A 16,762-nucleotide genomic window follows, 5' to 3' on the forward strand; every position below is an offset into this window, starting at 1 on the left:
GATGCTACATACGTTAGCAAATTTTCTTGACAATACGCGTTCTTCCAGGCGGTGCCCCCTGGCCGCCGAAGCCTATGCGGGAAATTCCCGCCCCTTCAGTGCTTCAGCGCTCCCCAGCCAGCAGCCGGCCCAGCGCCTCGTAGGCGGGCAGCGAGGTCGGGTCATTGGCCGCATTGCCGGCCACCGGGTGGGAGGCGAAGCGCGCAATCACCATCTGTGCCTTGGGATCGATGTACACGGTCTGGCCATGCACGCCGCGTGCGGCGAAGGCGCCATGGGCGTTGTGCGTGACCCACCACATGTTGCGGTAGGTCCAGCCCGGCAGCAGCTTGTAGCCGGCCTTGGCAAAGGCCGCCGCATCGCCGCCCCGGCGGATATCGTCCACGGCCGCTGCGGGAACGATCTGCTGGCCGTTGAACTGGCCCCGGTTGCGCAGCATCTCGCCAAAGCGCGCCAGGTCCCGCAGGCCCAGGTTCAGGCCGCCGCCTGCAAAGGGCGTGCCTGTGGAGTCCACCGACATGTAGGCATCCTGCTCGGCGCCCAGGCGGCTCCAGATGCGCTCGGACAGCAGATCGGCCACCGATTGGCCGCTCACGCGCGCCAGCACCCAGCCCAGCGCATCGGTATTGGCCGTACGGTAGCCGAAGGCCTTGCCGTGCACGCCTTCGGGCTTCACGGTCTGCAGGAATTCGTAGTAGCTGCGCGGCCCGGTGTAGTCCTTGGCCTTGGGCAGCGGGTTGCCGGCCGCTGCATGCGCCCAGACCTCGGCCTGCGGGTCCGCATAGTCTTCGCTGAAGCGTATGCCCGTGGTCATGTCCATGAGTTGGCGCACCGTGGCATTGCCGAAGGCCGAGGCCGCCAGCTCGGGCACGTATTCCGACACGCGGCGCGAGGGGTCGAGCTGCCCCTCGGCAGCCAGCATGGCCGCCAGCGTGCCGACGAAGGACTTGGTCACCGACATGGCGCCGTGCTGGCCTTCGGGCTTGAGCACGCCGAAGTAGCGCTCATAGATCACGCGGCCCTTGTGCAGCACCACGATGCCGTCGGTGTAGTTGGCCTTGAGCGAATCGCGCCAGGTCATGGGCTGGCTGGCACCCAATGGCGTGAAGCGCAACTCGTCGATGTCTTCGCGCAGCGCCTGGGCCAGCGGCGCTGCAGGCGCCAGGCCGCGCGACACATTCACCGTGGGCATGAGCTGGCGAAAGTGCGAGACGCTCCAGCGCATGGCGGGAAACTGGAAATAGGAGCCGTCGTCGAAGCGCAGCATGCGGTCCGGCGGTGGCGGCGAGCCCACCATCCAGCCCAGCTTTGCGGGGTCGCTGGCATCGGCATCGGGATAGGAGGGGGTCTTGGCTGCGGTGACCCCTGCCGTGGCTGTGGCGAACACAAGGCTGCCAGCCAGGGCACCGGCGAAATGTTTGAGCTGCATGGCGGCAACCATACTACGGTTGCCGCGGCGCCAAGATCCGCTGCCAAAGGATGGAAGCCGGCTTCCATCCCAGGCCGTGCGCCCAGTTGGCGCAAGCGCGACAAATGGCTTGCTCGTTGGACTAAGCTTCAAATAGTTTTTGAAAATCAAAGCCTGGCGAACGCCCATGAAAAGCCTGCAAGACCTGGATATCTTCGTGCGCACCGCAGACAGCGGCAGCCTCTCGGCCACTGCGCGTGCCCTGGACCTGACCCCGGCTGCGGCCAGCGCAGCGCTCAAGCGGCTGGAGGCAGAGCTGGGCGTGACCCTGTTCGTGCGCTCCACGCGCAGCCTGCGGCTCACGCAGGAGGGCGAGCTGTTTCTGGAGCACTGCCGCCCCGCGCTGGCCGGCCTGCGCCAGGTGCGCGACCAGCTGGCTGGCGGCCAGGCCGCTTTGCGCGGCACGCTGCAACTGGCCGCCCCCTCCGACCTGGGCCGCAACGTGCTCATGCCCTGGCTGGACGAGTTCCAGAGCCAGCACGCAGGCGTGGATCTGCGCCTGCACCTGTCCGACCGCGCGGCCAATGTCTACAGCGAGCCTGTGGACGCGGCTTTTCGCTATGGCAGGCCGCAGGATTCCAGCCTGGTGGCCTTGCCGCTGTCGGACACGCACCGCCGCGTGCTCTGCGCCGCGCCTTCCTATCTGCAGCAGCGTGGCGCACCCGCCACCCCCCACGACCTGGCCGGACATGACTGCCTGTGCTTCATGCTGGGCGAGGAAGTGCACGACCGCTGGAGTTTCTGGCCGGCAGGGCAGGGGGCTGCCGTACCTGAGCCCGTCCATGTGCGGGTGCGCGGCCGCAATGTGGCCAATGACGGAGATGCCGTGCGGCGCTGGGCCGTGGCCGGGCGAGGGATTGCCTACAAGTCGTATTTCGACGTGGCCGAGGACCTGGCCCGGGGCCGCCTTCTTGCGCTGTGCACCGACTGGACGACCGAGTGCGTGCCGCTGTTCCTGGTCGCCCCCAGTCGCAGGCAGTTTACGCCGCTGGTGCGTGCGTTGCGGGATTTTGTGGCGGTGAGGCTGGCCAAGCTGGAGACGGCACAGCCTGCCGTCAAGAAGACCCTGCCCGCAGGCACCTGAGGGCCTCTTCCAACTGCCTGGTGCCGCTGTACTCGGGCATGCGTGCCATGGCCCGGTTTTTCAGTTGCCCCAGTCTGGAGAGATTCTTGAGAAAGCCGGCCTGGAGCAAGTGGACTGTGTTGTCCACGAAATGCATGAACTCCTCGTCGCTCAAATCCTTCTTTTTCGCAAGATGTGCATGGAGGGTCACGCGTCGTTTAGCCCTGCGCCGCGATTTGCCGCACTCCGTGCAATGGACGCAGTCAGCATCGACATAGAAACGCAAGGTCTCGAACCAGTGCTTCTGCTCCATCGCAAAAAAGATGAAGGGGCGGTCACAGCCTCTGCAATGCTTGAGGATGTCGACGTAGCAATAGCGGGGGAAGACGTTGTAATTTTGCTTGGTGGTATCAGCGATGAGGGCTGATTCCGGGAAAAAGCGTTCACTGCCATAGCTCCAATGAGCGCGGGCAAAGACCGCATTGGGCAGGCTGACGCCTGAGTGCATCGGCTTCGAGCCATATAGGGGATGGGCAACGATATCGTCGGGCAGATCAAGCGTCATCGGATTTGATCAGGGGAATGCTTGGCGAAATATGGTCTCACGAGTCCGAGAAAAGCTCCACAGGCCCGTGCACGTGGTGCTCCGCACAAACCTGCCGCGAGAGCACATGGGCCTCCACCACCTGGGCCGCATTCCCGACTGTCAGCCGCCCGTACCAGACGCCGTCCGGATAGACGATGGCCAGCGGGCCATGGTTGCAGGGGTACTGGCAGCTGGTCTGCAGCAGGCGCAGCCTGGCACGCAGTTCGCTGCTGGCCTGCACGGCCTCGCCCAGGCTTTGCCAGACGGCCACGGCGCCCAGGGCGGTGCAGCGCGGCCCCGTGCAGACCAGGGCGTGGTGCTGGTGGTCCGGCACCTGGGACCAGGCCTGGGGATCGTGCTGCCATTGGTCGCCAGCGGTCTCGGCAATATCTGGGGCCTGAAGGGCCTGGGCCATCTGAGACAGCAGCAGCGCGGGCATGGTCGCAGCACCCAGCAGATGGTCGGCAAACCGCACCTGCACGCCCTGGTCCGGCAACTGCGAGCGCCAGCGCATGGCCAGCTTGTGCAGCCAGCGCAGCAGGGCAGGCTCGTCGGGCGAGAACAGGGGCAGCACGACGATGGAGCGGGCCGGCAGGCACTGCTGCAGCGCCGCAGGCAGCGAGGGGGCGGCCTTGTCCACGAAGGATGTGACGACCTTGCAGGCCGGCTCCAGCTTCGGGCGCAAGGCATCGGCCAGTTCGATGAGGCTTTGGCGCGAGGCGGCGCCCGTGCCGCCACGGCCCAGCACGATCACGGCGTCGGGCCCGGGCGGGATGGATGTTTCAGAGGAGTTCATCGGGAATGAAGCTGATGCGCAGCCGGCCGGTGGCGGCATGGATGTCCACCTCGGCAGCCACGCCGTAGACCTGGCCGATGGTGGCCGGGGTCAGTACCTGCGCCGGTGTGCCATGGGCAACGATGCGGCCTTGTTCCATGAGATAGAGACGGTCGCAGTAGTGGGCGGCGATGTTGAGGTCGTGCAGGGCGACGATGCTGCTGATCTGCAGGCGCCGGACCAGTGACATCAACTCCAGCTGATGGCGTATGTCCAGGTGGTTGGTGGGCTCATCCAGCAGCATCAGCCGAGGCTGCTGGGTCAGCGCGCGGGCCACGAGCACGCGTTGCTTCTCGCCGCCGGACAGGCTGGAAAAACGCCGCTCCTCCAGCGCCAGGGCATTCACCTGGGCCAGCGCCTGGCGCATGCCGGCGAGGTCCTCGGCGCTGTCGCCCGCCCAGGGGGACTGATGGGGGATGCGGCCCATCATCACGGCTTCGCGCACGGTGAAGTCAAAGCTCTGTGGCGCCTCCTGCGCCAGGACCGAGACCTGGGCCGCGAACTCGCGCGCCGTCATGTCCCGGATGTCGCGCTGGTTCAGCAGCACGCAGCCTGCGTCGGGCCGCAACACGCGGTAGAGCATGCGCAGCAGGGTGGATTTGCCGCTGCCGTTGGGGCCGATGAGCCCCACGCATTCGCCGCTGTGCAGGGCGAGGCTGGCCTGGTCCACGATGCGCCGGGCGTCGGCACGCCGGGCATCGGCACTCCAGCACAGGTCCTGGGCTTGCAGCTTCATGGGCCGCGCCCTCCCTGCACCGGCTGGCGCACCAGCATCCAGACGAAGAAGGGTCCGCCGATCAGCGAGGTGATCACGCCCACGGGCAGTTCCATGGGCGCAAAGGCCGTGCGCGCGACAAGATCCACCAGCACCAGCAGCAGGGCGCCGGCCAGGGCGGCCACGGGCAGCACGCGCCGGTGGTCCGTGCCCACCAGCATGCGCGCGGCGTGCGGCACGATCAGCCCCACAAAGCCGATGGCGCCGCTGACCGCCACCATGGTGCCCGTGAGCAGCGACACCGCCAGGAACAGTGCGCGCCGCAGCCGTGCCGTGTCCACGCCCAGCGTGGCGGCGGCCTCGTCACCGGCCAGCAGGGCGTTGAGCGGGCGCGTCTGCAGCCCCAGCCAGAGCATTCCCGCAGCCAGCACGGCAACGGGAATGCCCAGTTCCTCCCACTGCGTGCCGGCCAGGCTGCCCAGCGTCCAGGTCAGCAGGGCATTGGCCAGGTCACGCTGGCCCGATGACAGGGTGATCAGGCTGGTCACGCCTGCCAGCACATAGCCGATGGCCACACCGCCCAGGATCAGCCGCGTGGCATGGATGCGGCCCTGGGAGCGCGCCAGCAGGTAGACGGCGACGGTGGCCGCCAGCGCCCCCACAAAGGCCCCGGCCGTGAGGGCGTACATGCCGGCCGAGGCCAGCGCACCGAAGGCCAGCACGGCCACCGCGCCCACCGACGCGCCCGAGGACACGCCCAGCAGATAGGGATCGGCCAGCGGATTGCGCACCATGGCCTGCATGATGGTGCCCACCACGGCAAGCCCCGCGCCCACCAGGGCCGCCAGCAGCACGCGCGGCATGCGGATCAGCCAGACGATCTGCTGGTGCTGCGGCGTGATGCCCTCCAGCGGCGGCGGCTGCATGCCCAGCACCTGCAGCAGCCGGCTCCAGGCAATGCGCCAGACCGTGCCGGCCGGCATGTCCACTGGTCCCCAGGTGATGGCCAGCGTCATCACCAACAACAGGGCCGCGAACAGCAGCAGGCACCAGAGGCTGGCGGCGCCCGGGCGCCTGGGCCAGCGGGAGTCAGTTGGCCGCATGGCTGGGCGCCGGCATGCGGTCGGGGTGCAGGGCCTGCGCCAGGGCGCGGGTCCGCGCAATGTTGCGCGGGCCGGGCGTGGCCTCGGCATAGGTCATCACGAAGAACCGCTTTTCGCGGATGGCATCGACGCCGGCCAGCTCAGGCTTGGCCAGCAGGAAGTCGATCTTGCCCTGCGCATGGGGCTGGCCGTAGTCGATGATGACGATCCACTGCGGGTTGCGCTGCACCACGTCCTCCCAGTTGCCTGCAGGCCAGTTGCTGGGAATGTCGTCGAAGATGTTGCGCCCGCCCGCTTCCTCGATCATGGCCTGCGGCATGCCGTAGCGGCCCACGGTCACGGGGATGTCCTGGCCGCTGTCGTAGACGAAGACCGAAGGCCGCTGCCGCACGCCCTGCATGCGCTCGCGCAGGTCCTTCAGGTCGCGCTCCAGCCCCTGCGCCAGTTGCTCGGCATGGGCGTCGATGCGGAAGATGCGGCCCAGGTTGCGCAGGTCGGTCAGGCCGTCTTCCAGCGCCACCTGGCTGCGCGGCCCCACGCGGATGCAGGATTCAGACAGCACGTACGAGGCAATGCCGTGGCGCTGCAGCACCTCGGGCGTGACCTGGCCCTGGCGAAAACCGTAGCTCCAGCCTCCGAAGACGAAATCTGCCGAGGCGCCCAGGATGGCCTCCAGGTTCATCTCGCGCTCCGCCAGCCGCGGCACGCGGGCCAGCTGGGCCTGGAAGGCCGGGTCGATCTGCTTGGCCTGCGTGATGCCGCTGTAGCCCACCAGCCGGTCACCCAGGCCCAGGAAGAGAAACATCTCGGTGATGTTCACGTCATGGGTCACGGCGCGCAGCGGTGCGCTGGCGTAGGTCACGGGGCTGCCGCAGACATTGACGGTCACGGCCGCCTGCGGTGCGGCAGCCGGTGCCGGCAGTTCACTGGTGGTGCCGGAATCGCTGCGCGAGCAGCCGGCCAGCAGCAGGGTGGCCGCCAGGGCGCCAGCGCACAGGCCGTGGAGACCGTGGAGGCTTTTGGAGCGCGCCATGGCCATCAGAACCGGATATGGGCCGCGATCTCGAAGCGGCGGCCTTGCCCGACCAGGAACTGGCTGCCGTAGCTCGATCCCACATAGACCCTGTCGGCCAGGTTGCGGCCGATCAGGCTCAGGGTGGTGCGCGGGTCCATCTGCCAGCTCAGCGCGGCGTCGGCCACGGTGTAGGCGGGCAGTTTCACGGTATTGGCGTTGTTGCCAAAGCGGTCACCCACGTAGCGCAGGCCCAGCGAGGCCTGCCAGGCGCCCACGCGGTAGTGGCCCCAGAGGTTGGCCGTGGTCTTGGCCACGTTCTGCGGACGGTTGCCTGCGCGGTTGCCGCCGGCCTCGATGAGCTTGTCGAACTGGGCGTCCACATAGGAAAGATTGCCCTCCACGCGCAGGGCGGGCGTGGCCTGGAAGGCGGCGGTGGCTTCCGCCCCGCGCGAGGACTGGCTGCCGCCCTGGATGGAGATGGCCGGGCGGTCGGGGTCGCGCGTGATGATGTTGTCCTTCTTGATGTCGAACACGGCCAGCGTCCACTCGCCGCGCCCGCCGGCCACCTGCTGCTTGATGCCGATCTCGGCCTGGCGGCCCTTGCTCAGGGCATAGGCGGTATTGGCCAGGTTCAGCGAGACCAGGCTGTTGACGGGATCGTGGCCCGAGCTGATCTGCCCATAGACATGGGTGTTGCGGGCCAGCTCATAGGTCAGGCCCAGGCGCCAGGAGGTGGCGGCCAGCGTCTTGTTGAAATCCGTGCCACCCACCAGCGAGTGGCTGGCAAAGTCGTAGACATCGCGGCGCAGTCCGGCCATGGCCAGCCAGCGGTTGCTGATGCGCCAGGCATCTTCCAGGTACAGGGCATGCTGGGTCACGCCGGTTTCTGTCTTGGCGGCGGTGAGATCGGGGCTGGCCCAGCTGCCATGCACGGGGTCCCAGGCCGAGACCGTGGACGAGCCGCCATAGGGCGAATTGTTGGACAGCCGCAGGTTGATGCGCGCGGCCTCCCAGCCCATGGCGATCTTGTGCGAGCCCCGGTCCACGTTCAGGCCCAGGCGGTTGCCGGTCTGCTCCAGGTCGTGCAGGATTTCCAGATAGTCGGAGCGGCCCACGGTCCAGGTGGCGGGGTTGAGCGCGTAGGCCTCGATGTTGCGCCAGTGGCGGTCGGACTTCACGTGATACAGCTCGTTGCGCACCGTCAGCCAGTCATTGGCCTTCCATTGCACCTTGGCGCGCAGGCGCTCGTCGGCATAGCGCAGCACGCTGTCTTCGGCGTTGTAGTTGCGGTCGCGCAGGGACTCCACCACCTTGCCGTCCAGGCCCGGCGTGCCCCAGTAGCGGCTGGGCTTTTGCACGCTGCGGTCGGCGATCAGGTCGATCTGCAGGTCGCTCGTGGGCTCCAAGCGCAGCGTGCTCATGAACTTGCCGTTGCGCGACTGGTCCAGATCGCGCTCGCCTGCGCTGCGGGCGGTGTAGCTGTCGATGCGGTAGCTGGCATAGGCGCCCAGGGCGCCGGTCACGCCCAGGCCCAGGCGCAGCGTGTCGTCCGTGCCCGCGCCCACCAGCACCTCGGCCGAGCTGGTGCGGCTGGGCTGCTTGCGGATGGCGTTGACCGTGGCGCCCATGGTGCCGCTGCCAAACATCAGCGAGGCCGGTCCACGCAGCACGTCGATGCGCTCGTAGCCCCAGCTGTCACCCGGATAGGCCGTGGTGCCCGCAGCCACGCCCAGCACCATGCCGTCTTCGGCCACGCCCACGGAATTGACACCCGCAAAGCCGCGGCTGCTGAAGGCCAGGCCGCCGTTGCCCGGCGTGCTGCTGGCCGTCAGGCCCACGGTGCGCGTGACGGCGTCCACCAGGGCGTAGTCGCCGCGCTCCTGCATCTGCTCGGCAGAGACGCCGTCCACGCTGGCCGGAACTTCCTGGTTGGAGACGCCGGTATGGCTGGCAGAGCGCGCAGGCTGGGCCAGTTGCTGGCCGATGCGTTCGGCCTGGCCGGTGACCTGGACCTCGGGCAGGGCGGTTGATGGGGGCGTTGGCGTGGGCGTTTGGGTTTGAGCCTGCGCCGGCAGGCAGATGAAGGCGCAGGCCAGGGCCAGCGGGCTCAGTCGCACGGAAAGGGACTGGGCAGCGCGAGCGCTGGAAACCCTGGAAAAGGAAGAATGCATTTCGAACATCGGTCTTCGACCGTCTGATGCGAAAGCAAGGCACTGCCACCTCTCCAGCCAGCGTGGGAGGAAAGGGCGCAGGACGTTGCCATCCGCACCCCGCAGACAGTCAAGAAAACGCCTGCACAGCAGGCGCGAAACGCAGCAGGCCGGTCTCCGGGCTCACAAGCGGCGCAAGGACATGCCTTGCGCCCAGCGCCCCGTCTTCCCAATCCACCCGCGAAAAGCTGCATGTTGCAGACCACGCCATGAACCAGTGACAGCCTGTCATCGCCCCTCCGCAGGGTTGCGGAGACTGGCGGGACAGGCATGGAGCGCCTTGACTTGTTTACCGTTGCGGGGGCAGCCAAGGCCTGTGCCGGCAGCGCAAAAAGCATTTGCTGGCAGTCACCTTGTTCCCGTTTCATCCCCATGGCTGGCATGCGGACACCTGTTGCACGGATGCCTTTGCAGGCGCGGCATTATAGCCAGCGGTCTGTTTGCAGAGCCTTTGGCGCCTGGGGCACGTCGTGCAAAAGCAGCTCCAGACCCAGCCATTCGCCACGGTGAACGCGGCTGATGGCATGCCGCAGGTGCACGCGGTAAAAGCCCGCCGCACCGCGCACCGGGCGCGGCCCCGTGGCGATGATGGCCGCATCCCCCAGGCCCAGCGGCAGCACCATGGGGCGCGATTGCATGCGCGGGCGCTGCTCGGTCATCACGAATTCGCCGCCCTCGAAATCCTGGCCCGGCCGGGACAGCAGCAGCACCAGCTGCAGCGGAAACACCGCCGCACCTTCGCTGTATGAACGCAGCGGGGCATGACCCGCTTGCGGCACGCGCAGCAGATGTGGCTGCGGCTGCGTTTGGCCTGCTTGCCGGCCCGGACGCATGAAATCCTCGAAGCAGCCTGGCAACCCAGGCTGCATGCCCATGTGTTCGCGCCAGCGGTTGGCCAGGGCCAGCAGATGCCCGTACAGCACCGGGCGCCATGCCTGCACGCAGGGCGGCAGGCCAGACGCGGCTGCCGCCTCGCGGGCCAAGGCGCGGCTTTCATCCGCAGTCAGCAGCTGCGGCAGCAGGGCATGGCCTTCGGCATCGAGCTCAGCGGCAATCCGCGCCCAATCCAGGCGGGCGAAGCGATCCTGGCTGTTGAGCCTGTCCATTTCAGACCGTCCAACCATTCAGCCCGCCTTGCGAAAAGTGAGATTGATGCGCCGCCCGCCCAGCAGCGGGTGAGGCTGGTCCTTGAGCGGCAACACGCCGTGGTGGCGCAGCCGATCCACGCCGCCCCAGACCACCACGTCGCCATGCTGCAGCGGCACCCTGGCCGTCCTGTCCGCCCGCGCCAGTCCTCCAAACAGAAAAGTGGCCGGCATGCCCAGGGACACCGAGACAATGGGCGCGCCCAGGTCGCGTTCGTCGCGGTCCTGGTGCAGGGAAAGCCGGGTGCCCGGCAGGTACTGGTTGATGAGGCAGGCATCGGGCACAAAGCCTTCGAACCCCGCCGCAGCGGCCGCCTCGCCCGCCAGCCGGACAAACACGGCCGGCATGGCCGGCCAGGGCTGGCCGCTGAGTGGGTCGATGGCGCTGTAGCGGTAGCCGCGCCTGTCGCTGGTCCAGCCCAGCGCGCCGCAGTTGGTCATGGCCACCGACATGGTGAAGCCGCCCGGCGTGACCAGATGGCGCAGCGGCGCCCGCGCCGCAATGCCTTCGACCGCCTCCAGCAACTGCACGGCATGGGGCAGGGCATGGCCGCGCAGCACCACGGATTGGGGGCCTATGGATTCGGCCCCGGCGGGATGTTCATCGGCGAAAAGATCCAGCGTGCTCATGCCGGCCATCCATCAAAGTGCGTCATGAAAGATCAGCCCCACGGTATGGCGATGGCCGCTGTGGATGCGGCTGACCCCATGGCGCATGGCCACGCGGCGGTAGCCGGTGCGCCGCCCGGGCACGGGCCGGTGGCGCACGGCCAGGACCAGCGCATCGCCCTGGTCCAGTGCCATCACATCGGCCCGCTGCCAGTCGCCATCTGCCTGGGTGATGACGAACTCGCCACCCGTGAAGTCCCGCCCGGGCCGCGACAGCAGCAGCACCACCTGCAGCGGAAACACATGCTCTCCATAGACATCCTGGTGCAGGCAGTTGTAGTCGCCCGCACCGTATTGAAGGATGAGCGGCGTGGGCCGCAACTGGCCCTGCGCGTGGCAGCGCGCCAGGAAGTCCTGCAGCCGGTCCGGATAGCGCACCTCCAGCCCCATGCGCTGGTTCCAGAGATTGGCCACCGGCGCCAGGCGCAGATACAGCTGCTCGCGCAGGCGCTGCAGCAGCGGTGGCAAGGGGTAGTCGAAATATTGGTACTCGCCGCGCCCGAAACCGTGGCGTGCCATGACGATGCGGGAGCGAAAGCTGTCCTCCCTTGCGTAAAGAGCGGCCAGGTCGCGGCACTGCTGCGCATCCAGCAGGCCGGGCAGGCGCGCGCAGCCTTGCTCATCGAGCTGGTGCTCCATCTGCGTCCAGTGGCAGGGCGGGGCGGATTCGCAAGCTTCGTTGTCGAAAAGACCGAGGTTGTGCATGGCGGGCGGAGTTGGCGGTATAGGCGCGGTTGGCAATATGGGCGCTGTGGGCAATTGCCGCAGTCTAGGGCGCCGCCGCAGCGCCTGCATCCCGCTTCTTGCAGTGGACAGAATGTCAACCGGTGGGAGCGCTTGCCAGCCGCGTGCTGGACAGGCCTGGGAGGGCCGGCTGGCGGCTGCAATTGAACAATCGCGGCATTCCTGCAAACGCCTCAGGCCCGCCATGTCCAGCAACGTCCATCACCTCTATCTTTTCTTCGATACGCCCCTGCAGCTGCGCCGCGTGCAGCTGATCTGCCAGTACCTGGCCCGGCAGTCCTGGGAGCAGGCCGAGCGCTGGATCCATGAGCTGGACCCCGCCCTGGATCGGTCCGCGCTGTGGGATGACGACTGGGCCAATGCCAGCGCCCTGGGCCATCCCCAGCACCTGGAGCTGGGCTTTGACACCCGCACCACGGCCGGCATGCCCTGGCGATTGCTGGAGACGCTGTTCCAGCACGGGCTGCAGGCGGCGGTGCTGCATGTCTTCTACGACCAGGTGGGCGAGAGCGAGCGCTACCACTTCGATGCCGGCCAATGGGTCAGCCACCACGCCTGGCTGTCCCGTTACCCGGAGCGCCAGGTGCTGGTCGACACGGATGGCGAGGTCTATCCGCAGCCCGGCCAGGAAGAGGGCGCCGACGGCACCGCTCTCACCAATCCGGCCCAGCCCATGACCATCACCCGGCTGCGCGAGCGGGACCAGGAGCGTGACCGCCAGGCCCAGGAATCTGTGCAGGCCCTGCTGGACACCATGGCCAGCCTGCGCAAGAGCGGCGTGTCGCCCGTGCAGGGCATCGTGGGGCTGTTCATGCTGCGGGCCGGCTTTCGCGGGCTGTGCGAGGCCGTGGCCTTCACCGTCATTGCGGCCCTGGCCTTCAGAGGCAAGGGACTGTGGCTCTGGCTGGCTTTGGGATTGGTGCTGGCGGTGGTGCTGCCTCTGTACCGCATGGCCGGCGCGCGACGGGAGTTTGCGGGGCAGGGTGGCGGGGATGCCGCATCCTGAGACAATCCGCGCTCGGCAAAATGAAACAAATTGCACAAGACCCGCTGAATCCCAGGAGAGGGTGAACAGGATGAGGATACGGACCATGGCCCCGGCAGGATGGATCTGCGCCAGCAGGCGCTGTTTTCCTGAGCGGAGCCGTCGCTGATGCAGCCCACCGCCATTGAACAGGGGGCTGCCGTGGCACCAGGCGTTCACGAGGATTTCGGCCATTTGCTGGGGCTGTACATGCGCCGCATCCGCGCCAGCGCCTCGGGCGTGGCCACCGAGATCGGGCTGAGCCGGGAAGCCGTCAACAACTGGAGGAATGGGGTTTCCCTGCCCAATCCGCGCTCGCGCGACCGGCTGGCCGCCTGCGCCCAGTACCTGCGCCTGACGGAGGCGGAGACCAATCGCCTGTTCTCCGCCGCTGGCTTTGCCACGGAGTTTCCGCTGCAGGCCGCCGCCGCCGGCGCCCAGCCTTTTGCAGGCTTCATGGACCGGCTTTTCGCCCAGTTGGCCCAGGCCAGGCCCTATGCCATCACCATGCTGCTGTCGCCCGCGCACTGGGGGCAGCCCCCGTTTCGCCAGGAACTGCTGCTGCGCGCCCGCGCCCAATATGGCGCCGAGGCGGTGTTGCACATCCAGCCGCCCTACAGCGTGAGCACGGCTGCGGCCGACTACTTTGCGGCCCTGGGCCGGCAATGCGGGCTGGGCGAAGTAGGATCGGACTACGAATTCGAGGCCCTGCTGGAAAAGCGCCTGCTGGCCGGCGGCCGGCTGTTTTGCCTGGTCAGCCGCTTCGAGCAGGGCACGGCGCAGCTGCGCGAGACACTGGCCGGCATCCTGCGCAGCCTCAGCGAAATGCACAGCGGCCGCCTGCACCTGCTGCTGTGCGGCAGCGAGGCCCTGGCCGACCTCAAGTACCGCAGCGGTGATCTGTCGCTGCTCAACATCGGCCAGGTGGCCCACTGGCCCGATCCCACGCTGGAAGACCTGGTCCTGATGGCGCGCCAGCGCTGGCCCGGCACGGCCTGGCCGGCCGAGGTCATCGAGGCATTGCAGGCGCTGACGGGCGGGCATCCCGCGCTTTTCGAGGAAGCGCTGCAATGGCTGGTGGAGCAGGGCGTGGGCGTCGCTTCCGTGCACTCGCCCCTGCTGCGCGCCCATCTGGTGGCCAGCGCGCGCCTGTGGCAGACCTTGCTGCCCCTGGCGCAGGAACCTGCCACGCGCGAGCAACTGCGCGGGCTGGTGGATGCGGCATCGCTGGGCCGTGCACGCCCCTATCTGCAGGATGCCGTGCTGCGGCGCCTGTTCTGGGGCAATCTGCTGCAGGTGCGCGGAGCAGGCGAGGGCGCCCATCTGCACTGGCGCTGCGACATTGCCCGCGAAGCCGCCGTGGCGGTGCTGCAGGCATGAGCGGCCTGGGCCGGCTTGTGCAACTGCCCAGATCCTGGTGGCGCGCCGCGCTGCTCGCCTTGGTCACGCTGTTCATCGGCACGGCCATCCTGCTGCCCCGCTACAACCCCCTCACCCGCAGCAGCCTGCAGGGCGCGGAAAGCTCGGGCCGGGTGTGGAACGAGATCATCCTGTGGCGCCTGGCCCTGATGGACTATGTGCGCCAGCATGAAAGCTGGCCGCAGGACCTGGCCAGCGTGGCGCCGGACATTGCCGAACCACGCGTGCGCATGAGCTCGCCCAGTCCATTCGTGCTGCAGGCGGACGTGGTGCGCGACAGCCAGATGGGCGTGCTCGCCGGAACCCAGGTCCTGCTGCAACTGGACAGGCAACGCTGGGACTGGAGCTGCCAGGGCGGCCTGCCTCCGACTCCGCCGCGCTACCTGCCGCTGAACTGCAGCCCCTCGCCGGGCCAGCCCGAGCATGAACCCTTTGGATGGCTGCGCAGCGTCATCTGGACCAGCGCACTGGTCTTTGGCTGCCTGGCCCTGCTGTGGCTGGTGCGCCATCCGCTGATAGGCCCGGCACAGCTCAAGCCCGAGCGCCTGCGCCGCAAGCCCTACCAGCATCTGCCCCAGCTGGACCGGCTGCTGCGGCTGACCGGCCGCCGTTCCGCCGTCCTGCGCGCTGCAGGCATACGCCCGCCGGACTGGCAGCGGGCCCTGCGCCTTGCCGGCGCAAGCCCAGGCGCCCGCGTGCGGGCCCTGGCCGAACGCCTGTCCGCCGTCTGCAAAACGGCGCAAGGCGAGTGGCCCGTGCCCGGAGACATGTTCGAGTGGACGCTGCCGCCCGAGCTGCCCATCGCCCTGGGTCGCTGCCTGGTCTATGCGCCCCCAGCGGAGCTGGAAGAGGGCGAGCTCGTGCGCCAGCTGCGCCTGCTGCAAACCGGCGGCGATGTGGTGCTCATCGTGAGCCCGCACCATCCCCAGTCGCCCATGCCGCTGCTGCAGCGCCATGCCCAGGACCGCGCCAACCTGCACGTGCTGCTGGACAGCCCGGGGCAGACCGAATGGCTGCTGGGCGGCGCTCCAGACCAGGTGCTGCTGCGGCTGCTGGCCACGCAGTTGCAGGTCACGCGCATATCGCCCTACCAGACGCGCGGCGGCGTGACGCGCGAGGACGTTTTCTTTGGCCGCGAGCGCCTGCTGGCCCGTGTGCTCAACCGCGAGCCGGCCAACTACCTGGTCGTGGGAGGACGCCAGCTCGGCAAAAGCAGCCTGCTCAAGGCCGTGCAGCGGCGGCTGCAGGAGCATCCGGCCATCGCCTGCCACTACATCTCGCTGCGCGACCACCGCCTCACGCCGCGCCTGGCCACGCAGTTCGGGCTTCCCGTGGAAACACCGCTGGAGGCCATCATCGAACACCTGCAAAAGCAGTCGCAGGGCAGGCGGCTGTACCTGCTGATCGACGAGGCCGACCTGTTCTTCCGCGACGAAGCCCGCAATGGCTACCCCCAGCTCAGCGCCTTGCGTGCGCTGAGCGAGGAGGGCCGTTGCTGGTTCATGCTGGCGGGATTCTGGGATCTGTACGCGGCAGCGCTGCTCGACTACCAGTCGCCGCTGCGCAACTTCGGCGAAATCCTGGCCATTGGGGGATTGGAGCCAGCGGCATGCCACGCCCTGGCCACCGAACCGCTGCGCAGGCTGCGCCTGGGCTTTGCCAACGACGCTCTGGCCGAGCGGCTGATAGAGGCCAGCGGCAGGCGCGCCAACCTGGTCGCCATCCTCTGCCAGGAATGCCTGGAAGCCCTGGGACCCGACGAACGCGTCATCGAAGAACGCCACCTGCGCCAGGCCATGGCATCCCAGCCTGTGCAGGACGCGCTGGTGGGATGGGGCCGCTTGAGCACCGACGAACAGGCCTGCCGCCTGGACCGCATCGCCGTCTATCACACGGCCCAGCAAGGACAGACCAGCCTGACCGCACTCGACGCCCTGGTCCAGTCCCACGGCGCCACCGGCCAGGCCCAGGCCCTGCGCCGGTCCCTGGCGCGCCTGCAACTGGCCTACGTCCTGCGCCGCGATGAAACCCACGGCGTGCACGATGCAAGCTACGTCTTCACCATCCCGCTGCTGCAGCGCCAGTTCGAGCCACAGGAAACCGCGCTTTTGCTGAAGCAGGAGCTTGAAGGCCTGGAAACCGTCTTGAACAGCTGAAAACGAAGCAGGCAAGGCACTGGAGGAGTGCCTTGCCTTGGTTTTCAGGCTGTTATCTGCGTTTGTGATTTAACATAATATACATCGTATCAAATAAAGCAGAGGCAAGAATTCTTACGCACCGGTGCACTCCAACTGGCCAGCCCGGGGGTTCGGACCTTGCTTGCCAGGGCCGGGACCGGTGGCAGGCAGTCCATACACGGCCTTCACGTCGGCGTTGTCCTGTGACTTGAAGCCGTCCTTGGACAGAGACCATGCATCGAAATAGTTCACGGGGTTGTAGGCAACCGCGTTCGCAGACTTCAGATAGTCCGTCAGGCGCGGTACTTCGGTTTCGAGATAGGGAAAATGCAGTCCGTATTCAAGGCTGAAACCAACGGAATTTCCATCCACCTTGGTTGCCCGGGTTCCGAGATGATGCGGCTGGAAATACTTCACCTTGAAGGCCGGAATTATGACGCGGGCCTGTGCCACGACATTCGACCTGTCTCTTATACACATCTAAAAGCGGGGGGGGGGGGGGGGGGGGGGGGGGGGGGGGGGGGGGGGGGGGGGGGGGGGGGGGGGGGGGGGGGGGGGGGGGGGGGGGGGGGGGGGGGGGGGGGGGGGG

15 protein-coding genes and 1 riboswitch are annotated in these 16,762 nt (G+C 67.8%); of the genes, 4 read left to right on the forward strand and 11 right to left on the reverse strand.

What is annotated here, in order from left to right:
- Positions 1-103: 103 nt before the first annotated feature.
- Positions 104-1,429, reverse strand: coding sequence for a serine hydrolase (locus JHD82_RS19595; protein ID WP_185070594.1), 1,326 nt, complete (start codon positions 1,427-1,429; stop codon positions 104-106).
- Positions 1,430-1,595: 166 nt separating this feature from the next.
- Here JHD82_RS19595 and JHD82_RS19600 point away from each other — a divergent pair, with 166 nt between their 5' ends.
- Complete coding sequence (locus JHD82_RS19600; protein ID WP_034366977.1) at positions 1,596-2,552, forward strand: LysR family transcriptional regulator; 957 nt, start codon at positions 1,596-1,598, stop codon at positions 2,550-2,552.
- Here the strand turns inward: JHD82_RS19600 and JHD82_RS19605 are convergent.
- The 9 genes from JHD82_RS19605 to JHD82_RS19645 all read right to left on the reverse strand — a co-directional run bounded on the left by JHD82_RS19605 (position 2,524) and on the right by JHD82_RS19645 (position 11,514).
- On the reverse strand, positions 2,524-3,096 hold the full coding sequence (locus tag JHD82_RS19605) for a zinc-ribbon domain containing protein (RefSeq protein ID WP_052151713.1): 573 nt from the start codon (positions 3,094-3,096) through the stop codon (positions 2,524-2,526). The two genes, JHD82_RS19600 and JHD82_RS19605, sit on opposite strands and share 29 nt — an antisense overlap.
- A 37-nt stretch (positions 3,097-3,133) precedes the next feature.
- Positions 3,134-3,913: a (2Fe-2S) ferredoxin domain-containing protein gene (locus JHD82_RS19610; protein WP_233174810.1), complete on the reverse strand. Its 780-nt coding sequence runs from the start codon at positions 3,911-3,913 to the stop codon at positions 3,134-3,136.
- Positions 3,900-4,688 carry an ABC transporter ATP-binding protein gene (locus JHD82_RS19615; protein ID WP_199138254.1) on the reverse strand — a complete coding sequence of 263 codons (789 nt, stop codon included), beginning with the start codon at positions 4,686-4,688 and terminating at the stop codon, positions 3,900-3,902. The genes JHD82_RS19610 and JHD82_RS19615 overlap by 14 nt, the downstream gene beginning before the upstream one ends.
- A complete protein-coding gene (locus JHD82_RS19620) occupies positions 4,685-5,770 on the reverse strand; it encodes an iron ABC transporter permease (RefSeq protein WP_199138256.1) in 1,086 nt (361 codons plus the stop codon). The genes JHD82_RS19615 and JHD82_RS19620 overlap by 4 nt, the downstream gene beginning before the upstream one ends.
- Positions 5,757-6,809, reverse strand: a complete 1,053-nt coding sequence (locus JHD82_RS19625) for an ABC transporter substrate-binding protein (protein WP_043822394.1) — start codon at positions 6,807-6,809, stop codon at positions 5,757-5,759. The genes JHD82_RS19620 and JHD82_RS19625 overlap by 14 nt, the downstream gene beginning before the upstream one ends.
- Positions 6,809-8,965, reverse strand: a complete 2,157-nt coding sequence (locus JHD82_RS19630; RefSeq protein ID WP_199138257.1) for a TonB-dependent receptor — start codon at positions 8,963-8,965, stop codon at positions 6,809-6,811. The genes JHD82_RS19625 and JHD82_RS19630 overlap by 1 nt, the downstream gene beginning before the upstream one ends.
- A gap of 120 nt (positions 8,966-9,085) precedes the next feature.
- Positions 9,086-9,405: riboswitch (cobalamin riboswitch) on the reverse strand.
- Positions 9,406-9,417: 12 nt separating this feature from the next.
- Complete coding sequence (locus JHD82_RS19635) at positions 9,418-10,101, reverse strand: 2OG-Fe(II) oxygenase (protein WP_199138269.1); 684 nt, start codon at positions 10,099-10,101, stop codon at positions 9,418-9,420.
- A gap of 18 nt (positions 10,102-10,119) precedes the next feature.
- Positions 10,120-10,770, reverse strand: a complete 651-nt coding sequence (gene alkB / locus JHD82_RS19640; RefSeq protein ID WP_199138259.1) for a DNA oxidative demethylase AlkB — start codon at positions 10,768-10,770, stop codon at positions 10,120-10,122.
- 12 nt (positions 10,771-10,782) lie between these two features.
- Positions 10,783-11,514 carry a 2OG-Fe(II) oxygenase gene (locus JHD82_RS19645; RefSeq protein ID WP_199138261.1) on the reverse strand — a complete coding sequence of 244 codons (732 nt, stop codon included), beginning with the start codon at positions 11,512-11,514 and terminating at the stop codon, positions 10,783-10,785.
- A 223-nt stretch (positions 11,515-11,737) separates the two neighbouring features.
- On the opposite strand from JHD82_RS19645, the gene JHD82_RS19650 reads away from it, so the two are divergent.
- The 3 genes from JHD82_RS19650 to JHD82_RS19660 all read left to right on the forward strand — a co-directional run bounded on the left by JHD82_RS19650 (position 11,738) and on the right by JHD82_RS19660 (position 16,152).
- Positions 11,738-12,559 (forward strand): hypothetical protein, encoded by an 822-nt coding sequence (locus tag JHD82_RS19650; RefSeq protein WP_071955937.1) that lies wholly within the window; start codon positions 11,738-11,740, stop codon positions 12,557-12,559.
- Positions 12,560-12,739: 180 nt separating this feature from the next.
- Entirely contained in the window at positions 12,740-13,957 is a 1,218-nt protein-coding gene (locus JHD82_RS19655) for a hypothetical protein (RefSeq protein ID WP_278543670.1), read from the forward strand.
- A complete protein-coding gene (locus tag JHD82_RS19660; protein WP_199138263.1) occupies positions 13,954-16,152 on the forward strand; it encodes an AAA family ATPase in 2,199 nt (732 codons plus the stop codon). Before JHD82_RS19655 ends, JHD82_RS19660 begins: the two co-directional genes overlap by 4 nt.
- A 114-nt stretch (positions 16,153-16,266) precedes the next feature.
- Here the strand turns inward: JHD82_RS19660 and JHD82_RS19665 are convergent, their stop codons facing one another.
- Complete coding sequence (locus tag JHD82_RS19665; RefSeq protein WP_233174812.1) at positions 16,267-16,626, reverse strand: hypothetical protein; 360 nt, start codon at positions 16,624-16,626, stop codon at positions 16,267-16,269.
- Between the last annotated feature and the right edge of the window lie 136 nt (positions 16,627-16,762).

This window comes from Delftia sp. ASV31, from assembly GCF_016428765.1.
Taxonomy (GTDB): Bacteria; Pseudomonadota; Gammaproteobacteria; order Burkholderiales; family Burkholderiaceae_C; genus Comamonas; species Comamonas acidovorans.

Excerpts from the sequence above, each read along its gene's own strand:
- alkB (WP_199138259.1), bottom strand. The coding sequence starts at position 10,770 with ATGAGCACGCTGGATCTTTTCGCCGATGAACATCCCGCCGGGGCCGAA.
- JHD82_RS19625 (WP_043822394.1), bottom strand. The coding sequence starts at position 6,809 with ATGGCCATGGCGCGCTCCAAAAGCCTCCACGGTCTCCACGGCCTGTGC.
- JHD82_RS19650 (WP_071955937.1), top strand. The coding sequence starts at position 11,738 with ATGTCCAGCAACGTCCATCACCTCTATCTTTTCTTCGATACGCCCCTG.
- JHD82_RS19610 (WP_233174810.1), bottom strand. The coding sequence starts at position 3,913 with ATGAACTCCTCTGAAACATCCATCCCGCCCGGGCCCGACGCCGTGATC.
- JHD82_RS19620 (WP_199138256.1), bottom strand. The coding sequence starts at position 5,770 with ATGCGGCCAACTGACTCCCGCTGGCCCAGGCGCCCGGGCGCCGCCAGC.
- JHD82_RS19630 (WP_199138257.1), bottom strand. The coding sequence starts at position 8,965 with ATGTTCGAAATGCATTCTTCCTTTTCCAGGGTTTCCAGCGCTCGCGCT.
- JHD82_RS19605 (WP_052151713.1), bottom strand. The coding sequence starts at position 3,096 with ATGACGCTTGATCTGCCCGACGATATCGTTGCCCATCCCCTATATGGC.
- JHD82_RS19615 (WP_199138254.1), bottom strand. The coding sequence starts at position 4,688 with ATGAAGCTGCAAGCCCAGGACCTGTGCTGGAGTGCCGATGCCCGGCGT.
- JHD82_RS19645 (WP_199138261.1), bottom strand. The coding sequence starts at position 11,514 with ATGCACAACCTCGGTCTTTTCGACAACGAAGCTTGCGAATCCGCCCCG.
- JHD82_RS19595 (WP_185070594.1), bottom strand. The coding sequence starts at position 1,429 with ATGCAGCTCAAACATTTCGCCGGTGCCCTGGCTGGCAGCCTTGTGTTC.
- JHD82_RS19660 (WP_199138263.1), top strand. The coding sequence starts at position 13,954 with ATGAGCGGCCTGGGCCGGCTTGTGCAACTGCCCAGATCCTGGTGGCGC.
- JHD82_RS19635 (WP_199138269.1), bottom strand. The coding sequence starts at position 10,101 with ATGGACAGGCTCAACAGCCAGGATCGCTTCGCCCGCCTGGATTGGGCG.
- JHD82_RS19600 (WP_034366977.1), top strand. The coding sequence starts at position 1,596 with ATGAAAAGCCTGCAAGACCTGGATATCTTCGTGCGCACCGCAGACAGC.